This is a genomic window from Pelatocladus sp., from assembly GCF_059505505.1.
The window spans coordinates 65,245-79,078 of the sequence record NZ_JCACKS010000240.1 but is presented as its reverse complement, the minus strand read 5'-3'; the positions used below and the strand labels follow the sequence as shown (position 1 = coordinate 79,078).

14 protein-coding genes and 1 tRNA gene are annotated in these 13,834 nt (G+C 38.9%); 3 read left to right on the top strand and 12 right to left on the bottom strand.

Translation table 11 applies throughout. From position 1 onward, the window contains the following. Nucleotides 1-1,333: 1,333 nt before the first annotated feature. The 4 genes from rbfA to AC5JMK_RS24135 form a co-directional block, all read right to left on the bottom strand. Nucleotides 1,334-1,759 carry a 30S ribosome-binding factor RbfA gene (gene rbfA, locus AC5JMK_RS24150; RefSeq protein WP_096677429.1) on the bottom strand — a complete coding sequence of 142 codons (426 nt, stop codon included), beginning with the start codon at nucleotides 1,757-1,759 and terminating at the stop codon, nucleotides 1,334-1,336. A gap of 142 nt (nucleotides 1,760-1,901) precedes the next feature. Further along, on the bottom strand, nucleotides 1,902-2,108 hold the full coding sequence (locus tag AC5JMK_RS24145; RefSeq protein ID WP_096677428.1) for a DUF751 family protein: 207 nt from the start codon (nucleotides 2,106-2,108) through the stop codon (nucleotides 1,902-1,904). Nucleotides 2,109-2,630: 522 nt separating this feature from the next. Further along, a complete protein-coding gene (locus AC5JMK_RS24140) occupies nucleotides 2,631-3,821 on the bottom strand; it encodes a HetZ-related protein (protein WP_096677427.1) in 1,191 nt (396 codons plus the stop codon). Between the two features lie 350 nt (nucleotides 3,822-4,171). Then, nucleotides 4,172-4,831: an L-threonylcarbamoyladenylate synthase gene (locus AC5JMK_RS24135; protein WP_495911196.1), complete on the bottom strand. Its 660-nt coding sequence runs from the start codon at nucleotides 4,829-4,831 to the stop codon at nucleotides 4,172-4,174. 105 nt (nucleotides 4,832-4,936) lie between these two features. Between AC5JMK_RS24135 and larC the strand changes: the two genes are divergently transcribed. Further along, the gene (gene larC / locus AC5JMK_RS24130; protein WP_495911195.1) at nucleotides 4,937-6,214 is read left to right on the top strand and encodes a nickel pincer cofactor biosynthesis protein LarC; all 1,278 of its coding nucleotides are present in this window, start codon (nucleotides 4,937-4,939) and stop codon (nucleotides 6,212-6,214) included. Here the strand turns inward: larC and AC5JMK_RS24125 are convergent. From AC5JMK_RS24125 to AC5JMK_RS24115, 3 genes are all read right to left on the bottom strand, one after another. Next, on the bottom strand, nucleotides 6,204-6,527 hold the full coding sequence (locus AC5JMK_RS24125; protein ID WP_096677424.1) for a hypothetical protein: 324 nt from the start codon (nucleotides 6,525-6,527) through the stop codon (nucleotides 6,204-6,206). The two genes, larC and AC5JMK_RS24125, sit on opposite strands and share 11 nt — an antisense overlap. 87 nt (nucleotides 6,528-6,614) lie before the next feature. Further along, complete coding sequence (locus tag AC5JMK_RS24120) at nucleotides 6,615-7,142, bottom strand: DUF6658 family protein (RefSeq protein WP_096677423.1); 528 nt, start codon at nucleotides 7,140-7,142, stop codon at nucleotides 6,615-6,617. 73 nt (nucleotides 7,143-7,215) lie between these two features. Beyond that, entirely contained in the window at nucleotides 7,216-7,638 is a 423-nt protein-coding gene (locus tag AC5JMK_RS24115) for a DUF6658 family protein (protein ID WP_096677422.1), read from the bottom strand. A 370-nt stretch (nucleotides 7,639-8,008) separates the two neighbouring features. On the opposite strand from AC5JMK_RS24115, the gene AC5JMK_RS24110 reads away from it, so the two are divergent. Next, nucleotides 8,009-8,932 (top strand): lysylphosphatidylglycerol synthase domain-containing protein, encoded by a 924-nt coding sequence (locus tag AC5JMK_RS24110; RefSeq protein WP_096677421.1) that lies wholly within the window; start codon nucleotides 8,009-8,011, stop codon nucleotides 8,930-8,932. 102 nt (nucleotides 8,933-9,034) lie between these two features. Here AC5JMK_RS24110 and AC5JMK_RS24105 read toward each other — a convergent pair. The 3 genes from AC5JMK_RS24105 to AC5JMK_RS24095 form a co-directional block, all read right to left on the bottom strand. After that, a tRNA-Ser gene (locus tag AC5JMK_RS24105) sits at nucleotides 9,035-9,119 on the bottom strand. A 102-nt stretch (nucleotides 9,120-9,221) separates the two neighbouring features. Then, entirely contained in the window at nucleotides 9,222-9,623 is a 402-nt protein-coding gene (locus AC5JMK_RS24100) for a DUF4112 domain-containing protein (RefSeq protein ID WP_096677420.1), read from the bottom strand. A gap of 164 nt (nucleotides 9,624-9,787) precedes the next feature. Then, complete coding sequence (locus AC5JMK_RS24095) at nucleotides 9,788-11,110, bottom strand: CO2 hydration protein (protein ID WP_096677419.1); 1,323 nt, start codon at nucleotides 11,108-11,110, stop codon at nucleotides 9,788-9,790. A gap of 18 nt (nucleotides 11,111-11,128) precedes the next feature. On the opposite strand from AC5JMK_RS24095, the gene AC5JMK_RS24090 reads away from it, so the two are divergent. Next, complete coding sequence (locus AC5JMK_RS24090; RefSeq protein ID WP_495911194.1) at nucleotides 11,129-11,353, top strand: hypothetical protein; 225 nt, start codon at nucleotides 11,129-11,131, stop codon at nucleotides 11,351-11,353. A gap of 26 nt (nucleotides 11,354-11,379) precedes the next feature. Here AC5JMK_RS24090 and AC5JMK_RS24085 read toward each other — a convergent pair whose 3' ends face one another. Together AC5JMK_RS24085 and AC5JMK_RS24080 are read right to left on the bottom strand one after the other, a co-directional pair. Next, nucleotides 11,380-12,879: an NADH-quinone oxidoreductase subunit M gene (locus tag AC5JMK_RS24085; protein ID WP_096677417.1), complete on the bottom strand. Its 1,500-nt coding sequence runs from the start codon at nucleotides 12,877-12,879 to the stop codon at nucleotides 11,380-11,382. Between the two features lie 164 nt (nucleotides 12,880-13,043). Further along, nucleotides 13,044-13,742 (bottom strand): carbonic anhydrase, encoded by a 699-nt coding sequence (locus AC5JMK_RS24080; protein WP_096677416.1) that lies wholly within the window; start codon nucleotides 13,740-13,742, stop codon nucleotides 13,044-13,046. Nucleotides 13,743-13,834: the final 92 nt, after the last annotated feature.

Here is a 13,834-nt window from a genome sequence, read left to right as displayed (position 1 = left end):
TATATGTATAAAGTGCTGCAAGCTATAAGGGCTACAATACACCACTCAAGCTTATAGAGGTTTGTTTGTTAATAATTTCTTAAATAAACTTTTAACCAATAGCTGAAGTTTAACACTACTATCAAACAAATTTCCTCATAGAAAGATTTGTAGCAATCTTGATCGTAAATTTTATATGATGTTGATATACCTCTAAGCTAGCTGTTGTAGTGGTTTGGAATTCACATATTTGAGTAGTTATCCCATCTTGAGTTAACAGTAAAATTGCTGAAATTACATGTTTAAATCAACAACATTGTATTTATTCATCCACCAATATTAAGCAACGTAAACCATTCTGTCATTGATTGTTAACTTTGGTTGATGTTATAAATTCTTCTCATAGCTGAGAAAAATGATTACGAACTTTCTAATGCATGGGAAAGTTTGTGCTGTCAGTTAGTTGCTAGTTATTAAATGTTGGATTTTTCAATAACTATCAATAAAAAACAAAATCCAACCATTAACCTAGAAACCTACCCTTGAAAGGTGTAGGGGTATAGGGGAAACCCCATCAATCTTCTTGAGGGGCTTGAAACAAGGACGCCATTAACCTCATACTACGTACGAGGTTAATACTTTTTATATTTTCCATTAATGAATTAAGGGGCTTGGAACGGGTGAACTTTGGGGCTATATATTACCCCTACACCCTTACACCCATCCCAAAGGGGCTTGGTCAACAGAATTCTGGTTTTTCAAATCCAGGAGAGTTCAAGATTCGATAAATACTAGACCTCTCCCAAAAGCCGAATTAACCCTCTTCACTTCCCCCGATACGGGGAGGGTTTGGGAGGGGTTCTTTATTATTTTTGCAAGAGGTCTAATTGTAAATAAATGTAAAGTCTTTTCTAGCGGTGCTAAAGCAACATGAGTTCAACTTACTCTGTCTCACTTCCTCTTTCTGTTACGAGGCAAAGATAAAACCTCTTATACCATTTCACAAAAAATCTGATACAAATACAGACCCTGTAGAGACGCGATATATCGCGTCTCTACAAAATTTATGTGTATCGTGATTAACGTGAAATGGTATTAAGCTGTTCAGCATTTAAATCGAGCGAGCAATCTCGACACAGTAAGCAGTATAGCTCTCAAAAATCCTAGTTTAAATGCACATCAGCTTACCTCTTAAACTTCTCCTCCTATCGAGAAGAGTTTTACCACAAAGGTTAAAGCAAATTTATTGAACTCGTGTTAAAGCGCTACTAAAACCTTATTAAATATATTGAAACAGACACGAATAGGTCGTGTCTGTAAAATGCATAGCTAATTTGTGCGAATAAATTGTTGTTTAAGTTACAGATTTCGCAGATTCGCCATCTTCTGTACCATTTTCGGCATCATTTTCAAAATTTTCTGGCTTACGTTGAAGTTCGAGTTGATTCAATAACGACAGCACTTTTGTACCGCGTTCTATCGAATGATCTTCGATAAACACTACCTCTGGCGTACGACGTAGGCGCACCCGTGAGCCAAGTTCACTACGGACGTAACCTGTCGCTGACTTCAAGCCAGCCATTGTTTCTGCTTTTGCTTCTTCTGTGCCATAAATTGACACATAGACTTTAGCGTGTTGCAAATCGCCAGAAACGTCAACATCGGTAACACTTACCATTCCCGTACCCACACGGTCATCCTTTATGCCATTGAGTAGCATTTGGCTAACTTCCCGTTTAATTAATTCAGCAACGCGGGAAACGCGGCGATTTGTAGCCATAAAAAACATGCCTCCTCACAGAGGTTATACTAAGTTAACAGTATCAAGATTTGTTGGGGACTGGGTAGTCAAAAAAATTTTTCTATTTTTGTCAGTTTACCCGATCCAGTTGTGAGAATACATCCTCTGTGTAAGTTTGGACTCAAATTGTACTCAAACCTAGCATGGCGCGCAGAGTCAGAGTTACAAATACTAGTCCACCAGCCAAAAAGCCCAAAAGGGCAATTAATGTTACTGGACGTTTTAACAAGGGTGCTAATGGTGCGAACGTGTTCAACAAAATGCCTAACAGGGTAGTGATGAAGTAGCGCTGGTAGCGAAAGACGTTATCCCAAAATCCATCAAACATTTGATTTTAAACTGCCTTGGTCTTGACTGTAGGTTTTTTGTGGTCTGCGCGATTTATATATATTTTGACACTTCCACACCAAAAATGTAATGGGATTGTTAGTTTGAGTTTTTTTAAAAAACTTGCACAAAACTGGATTTTAGCATGTTTGCTAATAAAAATGGCACTTTTCTAGCTTTAACCTTTTTTGTTCTGATACCAATCCTAAAATAAGTTGTAAAAATTGAGAAAGCAAGATCCCCGACAACTTTTATGAAGTCGGGGATCTTTTTGTTTAAAATTCTTTGAGAAAATATTAAATATACAATTTAAATTTTACTAAAATTAAAAACAAAATTTACTTTTTACTGCACTATTTAAGAGATGATAAATGTGGTGCTTCCCTACAGTATTTCCCTCATTGATGGAAAAAAATAGAGAATATATAAGTAATTTATTTAGAGTAAGCATCTGCAACAAATAAACTTAGATAAATTAGTCATTAGTCAATATTAACTAATAAGAAATAAAAACAACCAACCCTCAACCAGTCTGAAGTTCTGCATTTCCATTACGGATAGCCCATGCTTGTTCTAACAACTGAGTCCAGCGCTTTTGTAGTTGCTTGGGAGTACATTTGAGGCTTTTGGCGATCGCTTGATCTGTGTGTTTAGCAGCTTTAAGTTGCAATATCTGTCGTTGTTGCTCAGAAAGTTCATTTAAAAACTGTTCCCACTGTTGAGAAGACAAGCCTAGCTTTTGTTCTAAACCCACACCCAACCATTGATGGACTAATTGCCAGTGATGGGTACGAGCAAATTTTTCCACATGGTATTTAAAACGTTGTTGGAGATAATCTCGCTGGCGACTTGTTAAACCAAGAATTTGGTCAATTTCTGGTGCTGATAAATCTTGAAGTTTTAATGTCAGATAATCTATACAGTCGTATTGACCTTGGGATTCAAAATATTTGGTCAATTCTGAGATGACGCGATCGCGTTCGCTATCTTCAGCTAGATCAAAACTTGGTTGAGAAATCATTTGCGATCGCAACTGTTGCACCGCCGAATTACGCTGATAGGATTCTGCATCTTCAGTCCTAGCAGCTTCTGTTGCCATTTCAAAATCTACATTGGTTTCTTGGGGTAGACGCCGAGCAAAAGTTTGAGCGCGTAGGATAATCAACTGCTGATTAGCACCGCCAGCTAGATTAATGCGACGTTTAGCATATTGTTCTGTAAAAGCCATGTATTCTGCTAGTTGTAGCAGAGTGTGGGGGGTGTAATCTTCGGGTAATTCATTTTCCCGACGAAAAGCTTTGATGGCTTCAATATAAAATGCTTGGAGGAAATCTTCAATTAAGTTGTAGCGAGCTTGAAATCCTAACTCAGTTCCGGCAATTCCAATATGACGGTATACCATAGCACCTAAGCAACTATGTAATTCTACTCGTCCCTGCTTGGAACCCAATTTGTAATAATGCAAGCATTTTTGTAAACGATGGCGTCCTAGAGTCAATAACCAAGTCTTGACTTGCCCTGATTTTTGGATACGATGACTTTTATCACATATACGCTCTACTTCTTTGGCTATACGCATTGCTACAGCTTGCATACAACCAGGTGCTGCTTTAGAGTGTGCTTGTATTTCTTTATATAAAAATTGGATTAAAGCATCACTGTAGCTATGAGAAATTGGTGTAACGTTTGGTAGATTAGCAGAATTAGCTTTCATGATCTTTGTTGGGAGTGGTACTGCACCGTAACGACATGGCAACAGACGCCACAGTAATTAAGCTTTCATTGCTTAATAATCACCGCAAGCGCTGCTTACATTTAAGAATGTAAGAAACATCCGCAAGTTCCAGGTAAGGCAATGTGTCGGTTTTTCTATAAGCAACTTAACAATGGCTAATGCATGAATTTGCTTGACCACCCCAAAATAGCCAAAACCCTTAATCTGCAAAGATTTATCCCTGTAATGCTCCTAAGAGCGGTTTGCTTTGTCTGTATGACAATCATGAAAGTGGTGTTTTTTTATTTACAGTTTCCGAAATTAAATTCATACCCAGTGAAGTTAATTTACTATACCCATGCTGTAGCTCTTTCCCAACCTAAACCTTGCCTGATCATCATTGGTTCCTCTCCCGTTAAATCCAAAATTGTAGACACTTGATAGTTTGGTTCCTCACCAGTGTCTACAATGACATCGACCAATCCTTCCAAACGGTCAAATAATTCTACTCGTGATAAAATTTGTTCTTCTTCCACTCCCAAAGTCCCATTATTTGTCTCATCTGGTGGTAAATGTGCTGAAGTCGAAATGATCGGATTTCCTAAGGCTGACAGCAGTTCTAGGCACACCTTATGATTTGGCACTCTAATTCCAGTAGTCTTGCGTTTCGGATTTTGCACCAGACGTGGAACTAATTTTGTGGCAGGTAGCAAAAACGTATATGGCCCCGGAATTAGGTGCTTCATAATTCGGTAGGCAGTGTCGCTGACATTTGCATAAGTCGCTACATTGGAAAGTGATGGAGATAAAAATGTCAATGGTTTACCGTTTGCTAGCTGTTTGATTTTCCGCACTCGTTCCACCGCCGACTTAGCATTTAAATCACAACCGATCGCATAAACTGTATCAGTAGGATAAAGCATCACTGCACCATCCGACAGTGTTGTCTTTATCTCCTCTATTCGGCGGATCTGGGGATTATCAGGATGAACTAAGAAAATTTTTGCCATAGATTGGGGTGATAGATAGTGGTTAGTGGATAGTGGATAGTGGTAAAAGATGAACGAATAACAAATAACTAACTACTAACAACTGACTACTAACAAAATAGATATATGACTAAACTTGCTTATCTTCAATGTCCATCGGGAATTTCCGGTGATATGTGTCTCGGAGCATTGGTAAGCCTGGGTGTTCCCTTGGAATACCTCATAGACAAACTTAATCATTTAGGTATTGTACAGGAATATAAATTGTGGACCGAACTTGTTCAGCGTCATGGTCAACAAGCGACGAAAGTTCATGTTGATTTATTATCTGACCATGATGATCATCATGATCACCACCATCACCGTCATTTACCAGAAATAGAACAAATCATTCTCAACGCTGGCTTACCTGCAAGAGTTGAAACTTGGAGTTTAACGGTATTTCGACAGTTAGCAGTTGCTGAAGGTGCAGTGCATGGTATAACTCCTCAAAAAGTTCACTTTCACGAAGTCGGTGCAGTTGATGCGATTGTAGATATTGTGGGTACTTGCTTAGGATTAGATTGGTTGGGCGTTGAGAGTGACGAAACAGGATTACCCTTGCTTTACTGTTCAGCATTTCCGACTGGCGGGGGAACAGTACATGCTGCTCACGGACAAATGGCAGTACCAGTACCAGCAGTGTTAAAGTTATGGGAAATGCGGGGCTGTCCGGTTTATAGTAACGGGATTGAACGGGAACTGGTGACACCTACAGGTGCTGCGATCGCCACTACACTTGCGAAAGAATTCGGTTCACCACCTCCAATGAGTATTAGACAAGTTGGATTGGGAGCAGGTAATCTTAACTTATCAATTCCCAATATATTACGCCTATGGTTGGGGGAAGCTACAGATGTCGGAATTAGCGATCGCTCATCTGTTGCCAATACTAGTCCAACTTTAGAAACCATCTCAGTATTAGAAACCCAAATAGATGATTTAAATCCTCAAGCGATCGGTTATTTGTTTGAGGCTTTATTTGCAGCAGGTGCAGTCGATGTTTTTACTCAATCTATAGGGATGAAAAAATCCCGCCCAGGTATCTTGCTGACAGTAATTTGTCCCCCAGAAAATCTACTCAGTTGTGAAACTATTTTATTTCGTGAAACCACAACTTTAGGTATTCGTCGTTTTCAGCAACAACGTGCTATTTTGCAGCGAGATTTTCAACAAGTAGAAACAGAATATGGTGTAGTACGAGTTAAAGTAGCATGGACAGGAAATGCAAATAATAGAGTTATAAATAATGTTCAACCAGAATATGAAGATTGTGCAGAATTAGCCCGGAAACATAATATTCCTTGGCGAGAAATTCAAAGACTAGCACTACAAAATTGGCATTTACAAATTGTTAGCTCTTAGCTCGGCGATTAGCTACTGCAAATGCGTGTACAACGAAAGTTGTCTGGGCTACTACAATTCCTATAACTGTACCTCCAAGAGCTACCATAGCCTGAAATCTTTCTAGTTCGCGAAGTTTATCCGTCTCAATGCTAACTGAATGATTGAGATGGAATTTCCACCTTGCCGCATCTGAGTTAACCAAAAAACTCATTGGTAGACTAATAAGATAGCCAAGAAGCGTAAATGCTAGGGCTGTTGGAATTGAGAACTTCAAGTTTTGCAGGAGTAAGGCTCGCATAATTTGTAAAGTTTCTAGAGTTTGGTCATTCATTAAATAAGCCTGCGTAGGCAGGCTTTATTGATATAATCTCACCCTAAAAGGGTGAGGAATATTTTAATCTACTTCAACTTAGGCAATCTAGTCTGAGAGAGTGTCTCTAACTGTTTTTTTAGTGACATCTTTGGTGTAATCACCAGCATCCTGAGCGTTGTCTTTGATATTTTTAAGTCCCTGCTTGGTTGATCTGGCAAAATCTTCAGCATTATTTTGAGTTTTGTTTCCTACATCTTCAGCTTTTTGCTGAACATTTTTACCCAAGTTACCTGTATCCGAACCTACACGACGAATAGCTTCGAGGGGGTTATTGGTAGATTTTTCTGCTTGGTTTTGAGCAGCATTTTCTTTTAGGTATTCGCCTCTAGCTTTTGCATCACTTTTTGCTCTTGGATCTCTATCACTAAAGTTATTCATCCCACCTTCGTAGGGATTGATCACATCATCACCCTTGGGAACATATACTTCAGAATTGCCCTTTGGAGATTGTGTTGGTTGAGCAGCTGTGGAAGGAGAACAAGCTTGCGTGAAGAATACTAGAACTCCTGCTAAAAAAACAGTGAAGATTTGATGTAACTTAACTTTCTTGACCCAAGAGATTACTTTATTCATTCGGAACTCCTTATTGTGTTTAAATTAATGAAACATTCAGCAAAACTCAATCTTTTGAGATTTGAACCAACCTTTATTTATTGACTGCTGGATTAGACTGCAATTCTGGTCTTTTAGCAGCTTCATTTCCTTTGTCTTTCAAAAATCCTGAAGCTTCTTCTACTGCTTCTTTAACAGTTTCAATTCTATCTTTTGCTCTTTGATTTACACTTGGTTCATTCTGAATTAGATTACCAGAATTTGGACGGAAATCTTTTTCAGATTTAATTGGTAATTCTCCCTCTTTATAGGCTCGACCTACTGGAGTTTCCGCGCCAGGGTAAAGCAGTTCAGATTGTTGATCTGCATCAGCCAACAAGATTTGTGACTTTATTTGTGCTGCTTGAGCATACCCACTAGTATAAATAGTACCAGTTAAAAACAATAATCCTGCAAAAAATACAGTTAAAACTTGCCGCAAGCTTAGTTTTTTTACAAATGCAATTAAACTTTTCACCCATTCCTCCTTTCAAGAACAAACAAATATAATGACTTGGTCTGAGTAATGATGAAACTCAGTTAGCTTTATTGCTGGAGTTGATTTTTGTTTAAGACAACAATCAATTTCTTAGAATACGTATTTGAAAGGAGACTTTTCCTCTAGCGTAAGTCACATTCTTGTTATTAATTTAGTGTTATTTTTATCTAACTTAAGATGGATATAAGTAGAAGAAATCATATGGGAGGAAAAATTTAATCAACACAGAGATAAGATATTAGGTTTAATTATTTGCAGGAATTTAAATAATTGTTACCCAAATACTCTGCCTCTAATGTATGATTTGAGGTGTTTAACCAAAGGCTAGCCGAACAGTTAAATCTCTGCAATGATTAAAAAATTTTTACGCTGGTTGATTTTGGGTGGAACGCTGTTTTTTTTGGCGACAGCCTTAAAAGATAACTGGCAAGGAATTACTGCTATTCGCATTGATGCAGTAGGATGGGCAATTATCGCGATCGCAACTGGTGTAACTTTATTAGGACATACTTGGGCTGGCTGGATTTGGACTTGGATTCTCAAACATTTAAATCAACCCGTATCATCTGTGCAGTTTATCCAAGTTTATCTGCAAACCAACCTTGCTAAGTATTTGCCGGGTAATGTTTGGCATTATTATGGACGAATTATGGCAGCAAAAAATGCCAATATTTCTACTGCTGTAGCTACTCTAAGTGTGTTACTAGAACCTTTACTTATGGCAGCAGCAGCTTTAATTGTTGTCTTATCAAGCAGTTTATTTGTTCAAACAAATACTAATTTAACTATACATATAGGGCAAATACTAGGTTTGGTTGTGGTGCTGTGTGTGCTTCATCCCCGGTTTTTAAACCTATTAATTCGCTTGATGCATCGCTTGAAGGCAAAAAAGTCTGATCCCACAAATACTTCACCTTCAGATGTTAGTTTTACTATGGAAAACTACCCTCTGTTACCTTTATTGGGAGAGATAGGATTTTTGGGATTGCGCGGTATCGGATTTATTTTAACTTTTTATGCTTTGAGTTCTTTAAATTTAAGTCAAATTCCCTTATTATTCACAGCTTTTAGTTTTGCTTGGTTACTTGGGCTTGTTGTTCCGGGTGCGCCTGGTGGATTAGGTGTGTTTGAAGCAACTGCGATCGCGCTTTTACAAAACTATTTTCCTACTGCGGTAGTCATCAGTGCAATAGCTGTCTATCGTCTGGTCAGTATGCTTGCAGAAATCACTGGTGCTAGCTTGGCTTGGCTTGACGAACGTCTCTTTAAATAATGCCGAAAAATCCTTAACACCAACCGTATTGCAACCACTTCAATCAATTTAACTACTAAGCAAAATTAGCTAACTCCTAGAATGCTTACTATACAAGTAAAACGGAGAGGGGGGGATTCGAACCCCCGTTAGGTTCCCCTAAAACGCATTTCGAGTGCGCCGCATTCAACCGCTCTGCCACCTCTCCAAAAAAGATTTATACTTATTGATAGCAAAATTATAGCTATGCCTTCGCTATTCTAGCATCATATCAAGATTTTTTATATATCAGGATTATAAAATGTGCATTTTAAGAATTAATTGAAACCAATTCTTCAAGTTCTTCAAGTTCTTCAAGTTCCGGTTCAACTACCATTAAATGTTGCTCTAAAATTGCCAAATTACGAATATTGGATTTATAGAAAGCATCAAATAAATCACCCACTAAAGGCACTGTACCAACAACTGCTTCTAAACCAACATTGAAAATCATTTTGGTTAGGTCTTGGCGTGGTATACCAAAGCGAGTAGCTAAATATATAATATAAGCCGAAAATGCTGTACTAATTAAATCGCCAGCACCAGGAACTAGACCAATTATGGGGTCTAGCCCGATGCGAAAGCCGATCAAAGGAATACGTATAGATGTATCCATCAGTCGGCTAAGTTTACGAATGCGGTTGAGAGTAGCAAGGCGTTTTGCAGCGTCCATAATTTACTAAATTTTTACACTACTCTTAGATTGCACCACTTTTACTACACTCGTCTTGTACCGCAAGGAGGAGGGAGCCAGGAGCAGGGATCGGGCATTGGGCATAAATCAGTTAACAGTTAACTGTTACCAATTTAATTTGATAACTGATAACTGATAACTGACTACCTATAATCCTGTCCCTGAATTTGGCGCAGACGGGCAGCATCACGCATGTTATATTCAGGGCGACAAAAACGATTTAATTGTGCTTCAAAAAATTCTCGATTTGCTTGTAAATGTTTGGGATTAGGATCATCTAATGGATATAAAAGTGCAGTTCGTAAAGCTTGAATGACAGCAGAGGTAACATTGTACATTGATCGTTGGAAAGTAATTCCCAATTGAATCAACATATCATCTTCACCACGACAATAATTTTTATAATAATCTAGAAGATATTGGGGCAAAAAATGCAACATATCTTGCATTAAAAGTGTGGGTGGAATGCCCGCAGTTCCTACAGGAAATACATCGGCATACAAAATACCATAGTGGAAATCTTCTTGTTTTTCAGGAACTTGTCTAGCTTGAGCATTGTAAGATTTTGTACCTCGGAATGGGGCAGTACGATAGAAAACAGCTTCTACATAGGGTAATGCTGCCTCATAAAGCCAGGTAAAACCCTTAGATTTAGGGATGATTTCGTAACATTCACCCCTGATATAAACATGATGGTAAATGGGACGACCTGCGATCGCAAAAATTCCATTTACCAAAAAATTCATCGCATCGGGGACACCTTTAAATCCGCCTTCATCGTAGATATCCGACATTTCAAAGAAAACTGGTGCCATAACTTCCCAAAACAAGCCCAGGTTTGCATAATAAGACATCTGGCGACACTGTTCCAAAAACATGTCTGGAAACAGTTTATAGAGTCCCAACATTAAGGGATTACCTTGGAAGTATGCCTTAATTGCGCGATCGGCATTGACTTTATATTCTTCACTATCGAGATAAGCATCAAATTGATTTACTGGCGCATACATCTGACGGTGCCAAAGCATTGCGCGCATACAAGCTTCGGCGAATTCCATATTTACACGATCATGAAACAAATGATGAAGTAATTTTGGCATTTTGAAGGTTTCGCCCTTTTCCATAAATGCCAAAAGTTCTGGATGTGCTGTTGCTTCACCTCGCCAAATTCGCAAATCAGCATCATCACCAGCATAATGATTATGGCGCTCTAAATACTCCTGAGAAATAAAGTATTTAAAAAAGGGAAGCGGATCTAAAAATACCTGTTCAGCAATATAAAGTAGATCACGCCAGTAGAAATCCATCGGCACTGCATAAGCTTTATAAATGCCGATAATTTGCATGAGATTTTCTGGCGTATCTGGTAACATTGAACCGCCAGCTTCTAAACGATGAATTACTTCTGCAAATTCATGATTAGAAGGCGGTAATTTAGTCGCTGTTTTATCTGGAGTTTGTACCATTTTTTAATTCCTTTTGTTATGGATTGGGGATTGGAGATATGGGGAGTGTGGGGAGTGTGGGGAGTGGGTTTCAAACAAGAACTTTCGGGTTTTAAACAAGAACTTTCGGGTTTCAAACAAGAACTTTCGGGTTTTAAACAAGAACTTTCGAGGTTCAAACAAGAACTTTCGAGGTTCAAACCAGAACTTTCGGGGTTCAAACAAGAACTTTCGAGGTTTAAACAAGAACTTTCGAGATTGTGAATTGATTAACCACTAACTACTAGCGTTTATTTAAGGGCTATTTGTGGGGTGGCGGCTTTTTCGATAGGCGGAATCGCTGCAACCATAGCTGTCGTAGTTGGTTCAGCCCAACGCACTAACCAAGTGGGTTGTACTCCTAAGAATAAGATCAAAGCTGATAGAATCAAGGCTGGCATTTTCTCGTGCCACTGGACTTGTGGATAATAGGCGAGGTTGTTGTCGAGTTTACCAAAACAGGTACGGTTGAGGAGGATGACAAAGTAAACGGCTGTTAAACCTGTGGCAACTACACATAATAGGGTAGAGATGGGGAAGACAGAGAAACTGCCTTGGAAAACGATAAATTCAGCAATGAATCCTGTCATTCCAGGAATACCAGCACTAGCCATACCGCCTAAAACTAGTAAGGCGCTGATCAGAGGTAAACCGCGTACGGGACTCATTAAACCATTGAGTTGATCTAACTCGCGGGTTCCCACCTTGGCTTCTACAACTCCGATTAAGTGGAAGAGAATAGCGAGAATTATACCGTGGCTAACCATTTGGGCAACACCACCAACCAGGGCGAGGGGTGTACTAGCAGCAGCAGCTAGGAGAATGTAACCCATGTGACCGATGGAACTGTATGCTACCATGCGTTTGATGTCTTTTTGAGCGATCGCAGTTACTGCCCCATACATGGCACTGACTGCACCCCAAAGTGCTAAAGTTGGTGCGATCGTACTCCAAGCATCGGGAAATAACGCCATCCCAAACCGCAATATTCCGTAGGTTCCTAATTTTGCCAACACACCACCAAGCAGAATTGCGATCGGTGCGGAAGCTTCAACATAAGCATCTGGTAGCCAAGTATGGAAGGGAATCAAGGGGATTTTGATCCCAAAACCGAGTATGATTCCGGCCAAAAGGACAATTTGCATTGTTGCAGATAAAGTCTGAGTAGAAATAGCATCGTAATTAAAGCTAGTGGAACCAGTCAGCCAGACAATACCTAAGAAGGAAGCCAGAATTAATGCACCGGAAACAGCTGTATAAATCAGAAACTTAATCCCAGCATATGCTCTTCTTTGCCCACCCCAAATGCTAATTAGTAGATAAAAGGGTATTAATTCTAATTCGTAGAATAGGAAAAATAGCAGTAAATTATCTGCTAAAAATGCACCTGCGACTCCACCACTCACTAACAAAATCAGAGAGTAAAAAAGTCGGGGACGTTCTGTTTGCTGGTTACTGCTGTAAATTGCAATCCAAGTGAGTAAACTATTTAAAACCAGCAGTAAAATTGAAAGTCCATCTACTCCAATCTGATAGCTTAAACCAAGAGTTTCAATCCAGGGAATATACTCTTGTAACTGCATTCCTGGATTGTTAATATCAAATTTGAGTAAGAGAAAAAGATTCCACAACAGTACTATTCCAGAAGCAAATAATGCTCCTAAACGCACACGATTAGCAGAAATACTTCTAGGTAATAAGGCAATGATCGCAGCCGCAAAAATCGGAAGCCAAATTAAAACACTCAGCATAAGTTGGGATAGTAAATAGGTGTTTTCAAACTTTGATGTAAATCAATAATTTCCGGCAGGTAAAAGCTTCTTGATCTATGAGTTAAATCCAGAGTTTGTAGTGAGCGCTTTAGCGCTCACTACAAACTCTTCAAACTTAGGTTGTCAGATCGCTCGTAAACTTGCTAACTTACCATAGTGACTTTGCCAGTATCTAAATCATAGTACCCACCAACAATTTTCAGCTTATTTTCTTGAATTAATTGAGCAAGAACTGTCGATTTTTTCAAATTTTCTATTTGTGCCATAACATTGGCTTTACAAGCATTCTCTAATTTATCTCCAGGCTGTTTTTTTGATTGTTCGACACTTGGTTGGATAGCAGCTACTAAACTACCAATTTGACCAGGAACTTCACCACCTTTGATTGCGGCAGTTACCGCACCACATCTTTCATGACCCAAGACCATAATTACTTTTGCACCTAATTCTAAACTGCCAAATTCTAAGCTGCCAATTTCTTCTGGTGTGGCAACATTACCAGCTACACGACAGACAAATAAATCTCCAAATCCTTGATCAAAAATAATCTCTGCTGGAACACGGGAATCTGCACAACCAAGAATAGAAGCAAACGGTTTTTGACCTTTGGCAACTTCTGCTATACGTGTATAACTTTGATGGGGATTTTTCCGTTTTCTTTCACCAAACCGTTTATTACCTTCTAGGAGTTGTTTTAATGCTTGATCAGGAGATATGTTATTTTGAGCAATTGCTTTTGGTGGAGAAATTAATTGAGAGCCAACTCCGGCTGTTAATACTCCTGTACCTACTGCTCCCGCACCTAGCTTTAGTAGATTTCTTCTCGAAACAATTCCGCTCATTAAGATGCTCCTCCAATACCAAAATAATAGCTTGATAATTGCTATATAGCAGTATAAATCAAGGATACTTAAAAAAGATAGGTAATAAAGCT

Excerpts from the sequence above, each read along its gene's own strand:
- AC5JMK_RS24110 (WP_096677421.1), top strand. The coding sequence starts at position 8,009 with ATGATTAAAAAATTTTTACGCTGGTTGATTTTGGGTGGAACGCTGTTT.
- AC5JMK_RS24135 (WP_495911196.1), bottom strand. The coding sequence starts at position 4,831 with ATGGCAAAAATTTTCTTAGTTCATCCTGATAATCCCCAGATCCGCCGA.
- AC5JMK_RS24140 (WP_096677427.1), bottom strand. The coding sequence starts at position 3,821 with ATGAAAGCTAATTCTGCTAATCTACCAAACGTTACACCAATTTCTCAT.
- AC5JMK_RS24080 (WP_096677416.1), bottom strand. The coding sequence starts at position 13,742 with ATGAGCGGAATTGTTTCGAGAAGAAATCTACTAAAGCTAGGTGCGGGA.
- larC (WP_495911195.1), top strand. The coding sequence starts at position 4,937 with ATGACTAAACTTGCTTATCTTCAATGTCCATCGGGAATTTCCGGTGAT.
- rbfA (WP_096677429.1), bottom strand. The coding sequence starts at position 1,759 with ATGGCTACAAATCGCCGCGTTTCCCGCGTTGCTGAATTAATTAAACGG.
- AC5JMK_RS24095 (WP_096677419.1), bottom strand. The coding sequence starts at position 11,110 with ATGGTACAAACTCCAGATAAAACAGCGACTAAATTACCGCCTTCTAAT.
- AC5JMK_RS24145 (WP_096677428.1), bottom strand. The coding sequence starts at position 2,108 with ATGTTTGATGGATTTTGGGATAACGTCTTTCGCTACCAGCGCTACTTC.
- AC5JMK_RS24085 (WP_096677417.1), bottom strand. The coding sequence starts at position 12,879 with ATGCTGAGTGTTTTAATTTGGCTTCCGATTTTTGCGGCTGCGATCATT.
- AC5JMK_RS24125 (WP_096677424.1), bottom strand. The coding sequence starts at position 6,527 with ATGAATGACCAAACTCTAGAAACTTTACAAATTATGCGAGCCTTACTC.
- AC5JMK_RS24090 (WP_495911194.1), top strand. The coding sequence starts at position 11,129 with ATGGATTGGGGATTGGAGATATGGGGAGTGTGGGGAGTGTGGGGAGTG.
- AC5JMK_RS24120 (WP_096677423.1), bottom strand. The coding sequence starts at position 7,142 with ATGAATAAAGTAATCTCTTGGGTCAAGAAAGTTAAGTTACATCAAATC.
- AC5JMK_RS24100 (WP_096677420.1), bottom strand. The coding sequence starts at position 9,623 with ATGGACGCTGCAAAACGCCTTGCTACTCTCAACCGCATTCGTAAACTT.